The sequence below is a fragment of the Streptomyces prasinopilosus genome, assembly GCF_001419695.1.
Taxonomy (GTDB): domain Bacteria; phylum Actinomycetota; class Actinomycetes; order Streptomycetales; family Streptomycetaceae; genus Streptomyces; species Streptomyces prasinopilosus.
This window is the reverse complement of record NZ_LIRG01000126.1, coordinates 1-4,995: the sequence shown is the minus strand read 5'-3', so window position 1 is coordinate 4,995 and position 4,995 is coordinate 1. Positions and strand designations below refer to the sequence as shown.

The 4,995-nt window shown below is 71.6% G+C and carries 7 protein-coding genes and 1 riboswitch; of the genes, 1 reads left to right on the top strand and 6 read right to left on the bottom strand.

Annotated features, from left to right (window positions below):
- From hisG to AOK18_RS06680, 6 genes are all read right to left on the bottom strand, one after another.
- A partial coding sequence (hisG, locus tag AOK18_RS34035; RefSeq protein WP_079039746.1) for an ATP phosphoribosyltransferase occupies positions 1 to 423 on the bottom strand: 423 nt, incomplete at its 3' end.
- Between the two features lie 53 nt (positions 424 to 476).
- Positions 477 to 749, bottom strand: a complete 273-nt coding sequence (locus AOK18_RS06700; RefSeq protein WP_010046365.1) for a phosphoribosyl-ATP diphosphatase — start codon at positions 747 to 749, stop codon at positions 477 to 479.
- A 34-nt stretch (positions 750 to 783) separates the two neighbouring features.
- Complete coding sequence (ribH, locus tag AOK18_RS06695) at positions 784 to 1,269, bottom strand: 6,7-dimethyl-8-ribityllumazine synthase (protein ID WP_055572274.1); 486 nt, start codon at positions 1,267 to 1,269, stop codon at positions 784 to 786.
- 91 nt (positions 1,270 to 1,360) lie between these two features.
- A complete protein-coding gene (locus AOK18_RS06690) occupies positions 1,361 to 2,650 on the bottom strand; it encodes a bifunctional 3,4-dihydroxy-2-butanone-4-phosphate synthase/GTP cyclohydrolase II (RefSeq protein WP_055693702.1) in 1,290 nt (429 codons plus the stop codon).
- Positions 2,647 to 3,291: a nicotinamide mononucleotide transporter family protein gene (locus AOK18_RS06685; protein ID WP_055572272.1), complete on the bottom strand. Its 645-nt coding sequence runs from the start codon at positions 3,289 to 3,291 to the stop codon at positions 2,647 to 2,649. Before AOK18_RS06685 ends, AOK18_RS06690 begins: the two co-directional genes overlap by 4 nt.
- Positions 3,288 to 3,917: a riboflavin synthase gene (locus AOK18_RS06680; protein WP_055572271.1), complete on the bottom strand. Its 630-nt coding sequence runs from the start codon at positions 3,915 to 3,917 to the stop codon at positions 3,288 to 3,290. The genes AOK18_RS06685 and AOK18_RS06680 overlap by 4 nt, the downstream gene beginning before the upstream one ends.
- 144 nt (positions 3,918 to 4,061) lie before the next feature.
- Positions 4,062 to 4,192: riboswitch (FMN riboswitch) on the bottom strand.
- A gap of 454 nt (positions 4,193 to 4,646) precedes the next feature.
- Here AOK18_RS06680 and AOK18_RS06675 point away from each other — a divergent pair.
- On the top strand, positions 4,647 to 4,995 hold a 349-nt coding region (locus AOK18_RS06675), incomplete at its 3' end, for an SDR family oxidoreductase (RefSeq protein ID WP_157865044.1).

The window sequence follows — 4,995 nt, the reverse complement described above, 5'->3', positions numbered from 1 at the left end:
CTCGACGGCGCCGTCGAGGTGGACCACGGAGGCGTCGATGCCCTGCTCGGCGAGGTGCCGCGCGACGATGCCCTCGTAGGAGGTGGCGACCGTGCTGCCGTTCAGGTCCGCGACGCTCCTGGCGGCGCTGGGCTTGGCGGCGAAGCGGAAGGTGGAGCGGGCGAAGCCGAGGGGCAGGATCTCCTCGGCGTCGGCGCCGGAGTCGATCAGAAGGTCGCGGCCGGTGATGCCGATGTCGAGACGCCCGGACGAGACGTAGATGGCGATGTCGCGGGGGCGGAGGTAGAAGAACTCGACCTCGTTGACCGGGTCGACGATCCTCAGTTCCTTCGACTCCCGGCGCTGCTGGTAGCCGGCCTCATGCAGCATCTCCGCCGCAGGGCCTGCCAGTGAACCCTTGTTGGGGAGTGCGATGCGCAGCATGAGGCGGCTTCCTTTGCGGTCCGTCGGTGTCAGGGGTGGTGGGGGGTCCGCGCTCACAGGTGGGCGTAGACGTCGTCGAGGGAGATGCCTCGGGCGACCATCATCACCTGGACGTGGTAGAGCAGCTGCGAGATCTCCTCGGCGGCCGCCTCCTTGCCCTCGTGCTCGGCGGCCATCCAGACCTCCGCGGCCTCCTCGACGACCTTCTTGCCGATGGCGTGGACGCCCTTCTCCACCAGTTCGGCGGTGCGGGAGGTGGCGGGGTCGCCGTGCGCGGCCTTGTGCTGGAGCTCGGTGAAGAGCTCCTCGAACGTCTTCTTGGACATGGTGGTCCTTACCCTACGCGGTGTCGGGGGCTGCTCACCGCCAGGGTTCGGATACCGAACGCAGGGTGGCCGCGGTCGCCACCGCGGCGGTGACCGCCTCGTGCCCCTTGTCCTCGGTGGAGCCGGGCAGTCCGGCGCGGTCCAGCGCCTGTTCCTCGGTGTCGCAGGTGAGCAGGCCGAAGCCGACGGGCACGCCGGTGTCGGTGCTGACCTGGGTGAGGCCCTGGGTGACGCCCTGGCACACGTACTCGAAGTGGGGTGTGCCGCCCCGGATGACGACGCCGAGGGCGACGACCGCGTCGTAGCCGCGGCCGGCGAGGACCTTGGCCACGACCGGGAGTTCCCAGCTGCCGGGGACCCGCAGCAGGGTCGGCTCGTCGATGCCGAGGTCGTGCAGGGCGCGCAGGGCGCCGTCGACCAGTCCGTCCATCACCTTCTCGTGCCACTGTGCCGCGACGACGGCGACCCGGAGGTCCCCCACGTCGCGTACGGACAGTTCCGGTGCACCCTTGCCGCTCACGTCTCTCCTCGGTGGTTCTCTCGCCGGCCGCCGCGGTCGGGTTCTCCCGCCGGTCGCCGTGGTGGATGGTGGTGGTTCCGGGCGGGCGCCGTCACTGGTTGCCGCAGGCGGGCACGGTCGGCGTGTCCAGCCAGGGCAGGTCGTGGCCCATCCGGTCGCGCTTGGTGCGCAGGTAACGGATGTTGTGCTCGCCGGCGGTGACGGGCATCGGCTCGCGGCCGGTGACCTCGATGCCGTGCCGGACGAGGGCCCGGGCCTTGTCGGGGTTGTTGGTCAGCAGGCGGACGGTGCGCACCCCGAGGTCGGCGAGTATCCGTGCGCCGGCGGCGTAGTCGCGGGCGTCGGCGGGCAGGCCGAGTTCGAGGTTGGCGTCGAGGGTGTCGCGTCCGCGTTCCTGGAGTTCGTAGGCGCGCAGCTTGGACATCAGGCCGATGCCGCGCCCCTCGTGTCCGCGCAGGTAGACGACGACGCCCCGCCCCTCCTTCTGGATGCGGTCCATGGAGGCGTCCAGCTGGGGGCCGCAGTCGCAGCGCTGGGAGCCGAAGATGTCGCCGGTGAGGCATTCGGAGTGGACGCGTACGAGGACGTCCCGGCCGTCGCCGACGTCTCCGTGGACGAGGGCGACGTGTTCGACGCCGTCGCTGACGGAGCGGTAGCCGTAGGCGGTGAACACGCCGTGGGAGGTGGGCAGCCGGACCTCGGCCTCGCGGCGGACGGTGGGTTCGGAGCTGCGGCGGTAGGCGATCAGGTCCTCGATGGAGATGATCGTCAGGCCGTGCTTGCGGGCGAACGGGATCAGTTCGGGCAGGCGCAGCATCCGCCCGTCCTCGCCGGCGATCTCGACGATGGCGCCGGCCGGGCGCAGTCCGGCGAGGCGGGCGAGGTCGACGGCGGCCTCGGTGTGGCCGTTGCGGACGAGGACGCCGCCGGAGCGGGCCCGCAGCGGGAAGACGTGGCCGGGGCGGACGAGGTCGGCGGGCTCGGCGGTGCCGCTCGCGAGCAGCTGGAGCGTGGTGGCCCGGTCGGCGGCCGAGATGCCGGTGCTCACGCCGTGGGCGGCGGAGGCGTCCACGGAGACGGTGAACGCGGTCTTCATCGACTCGGTGTTGTCCTCGACCATCTGCGGGAGGCGCAGCCGGTCCAGTTCGTCGCTCTCCATGGGGGCGCAGATCAGTCCGCGGCACTCGCTCATCATGAAGGCGACGATCTCGGGGGTCGCCTTCTCGGCGGCGACGACGAGGTCGCCCTCGTTCTCGCGGTCCTCGTCGTCGACGACCACGACGGGGCGTCCGGCCGCGATGTCGGCGACGGCCTGTTCGACCGGGTCGAGCATGGGGTTCTCGAACTCCTCGGTGCGGTGAAGCATCGGTGTCGTGCTCATGCCGGCGCTCCTTCCAGGGCGGGGCGCGCGTCCTCGCGGGAGCGCAGCCACCAGTCACGCAGCCCCCACAGGACCAGCGCGCCGTAGATGACGTAGACGAAGCCGGAGAAGGCGAAGCCGTTGGCGAAGTTCAGCGGCACGCCGACGAGGTCGACCAGCAGCCAGGCGAACCAGAACTCGACCATGCCGCGGGCCTGGGCGTACATGGCGACGATGGTGCCGACGAAGATGTAGGCGTCCGGCCAGGGGTCCCAGGACAGGGACGGGTACAGCGTGAACAGCCCGCCCACCGCGAGGGTGCCGGCCGCCGCGGCGGCCGCCATGAGGGCGCGCTCGCGCCAGGTGGCGAACCGCACCGCGAGGGAGCCGTCCTGCGCCTGCTGCCGGCCGCGGCTCCACTGCCGGAAGCCCCAGGCGGCGACGAGCATGACGACGACCTGCTTGCCCGCGCTGCCGGAGAGGTGGGCGGTGGCGAAGGCCGTGAAGAGGATCAGGCCCGAGACGAACTGGGCGGGCCAGGTCCAGATGGAGCGCCGCCAGCCGAGGGCCAGGGCGGCCAGGCCGATCACGTTGCCGATCATGTCCGACCACTTGATGTGCTGGTCGAAGAGGGTGAACGCCTCGGAGTTCAGCCAGTTCACTTGGTGGCCCCCTCGCCGGTCGTCCGTTCCGCGGTCGTCCGGTCCCCGATCAGCCGCTCGACGTATTTGGCGATGACGTCCACCTCGAGGTTGACCGGGTCGCCGCTCTGCTTGAGTCCGAGGGTGGTCAGGGCGAGGGTGGTGGGGATCAGGCTGACGGTGAAGGAGTCCCGCCCGGCGTCCACGACGGTGAGGCTGACGCCGTCGACCGTGATGGAGCCCTTCTCCACGACGTAGCGGGAGAGTCCGGCGGGGAGCGAGATCCTGACGATCTCCCAGTTCTCGGACGGTTCGCGCCCGAGGATCCGGCCGGTGCCGTCGACGTGGCCCTGCACGATGTGACCGCCGAGGCGCGCGCCCAGGGCCATGGGGCGTTCGAGGTTGACGCGGGAGCCGACGGCGAGGGCGCCGAGGCTGGAGCGGTTCAGGGTCTCCGCCATCACGTCCGCGGTGAACTCGTCGCCCTCGTGGTCCACGACGGTGAGGCAGACGCCGTTGACGGCGATCGAGTCGCCGTGCTTCGCGCCCTCGGTGACGGCGGGGCCGCGCAGCCGGAAGCGGCAGGCGTCGTCGAGGGTCTCGACGGCGGTGATCTCGCCCAGTTCTTCGACGATTCCGGTGAACACTTCCCGGGTCCTCCTGGCCTCTTCGGGCACGGACTCCGGGGCTGCCGACGACGGCAGAGGTACGGGCGAGGACACCGGGGCTACGCCGGACGGAGTCCGCCACGAGGACGGACCGGTACGGCGGCGCGCATGGATGCCCGCCCGCCGCGCACTGCCTCCCATCCGGACTTTAACCGTCGGTCCAGGAATTTCACCTGGTCAACCGGCCACTGGAAGCGGCCGGGTCGCGGACTGTAACCGCCGGTTCGGACTTTCACCGACCCCGGAGTGCGCTGCTGCTGGTACAGGGCCAGTGTGCCACGCCCGCCCGCCGTCCATACGGGCACCCGGTGTGGGCTGCCTCACAGGAGGTGACACCGTGCGCCGCCGCGGGGCGGGCTCCCGCAGGACGGTCCGCGACCGGCCGGCCGCCGCCCGCCCGCCTCCACCCCCTCGGGTGCCGCCGGAGCGCACGGGGACGCCACCCGCTTTTGGTCCATACCTATTGACGAAGTGGTCTAGTCCTCTTACCGTCTGCTGCAGCCCCAGAGACCGGTCCGGCGGCGGTGACGACGGCCCTTGCCCGCCGCCGGGCCTCACCACCGCGTCCGCCGTTCCCGCCCACCGGGCGGGCCCGCGGCCCCGTGTCACGTTTCCGGGGGCCGTTCCGTCTCCCTCCTGATGAACTGGACGAAGGCGCGCCGGCAGGAGCGCCTTCTCCGAGCCACAGGACCCAAGGAGCTGAACGGCATGACCACGATCCTGGTGACCGGCGGTACGGGAACCCTCGGCCGGCACGTCGTCGAGCGGTTGCGGACGGACGCGCGGGAGGTGCGGGTGCTCAGCCGGCACTCCCGGCCGTACGCCGTCGACCTGCGCCGGGGCGGCAGTGCACTGGACGCGGCCCTCACCGGGGTGGACACGGTCGTCCACTGTGCGAGCACACCGCGCGGCGGCGACGAGGAGGCGGCGGGGAACCTCGTGGCGGCGGCGCGGCGGGCCGGGGTGGGGCACGTGGTCTACATCTCGATCGTCGGTGTCGACCGGGTGCCGTTCGGCTACTACCGGACCAAGTTCGCGGTGGAGCGGCTGCTCGAGG

Excerpts from the sequence above, each read along its gene's own strand:
- AOK18_RS06700 (WP_010046365.1), bottom strand. The coding sequence starts at position 749 with ATGTCCAAGAAGACGTTCGAGGAGCTCTTCACCGAGCTCCAGCACAAG.
- AOK18_RS06690 (WP_055693702.1), bottom strand. The coding sequence starts at position 2,650 with ATGAGCACGACACCGATGCTTCACCGCACCGAGGAGTTCGAGAACCCC.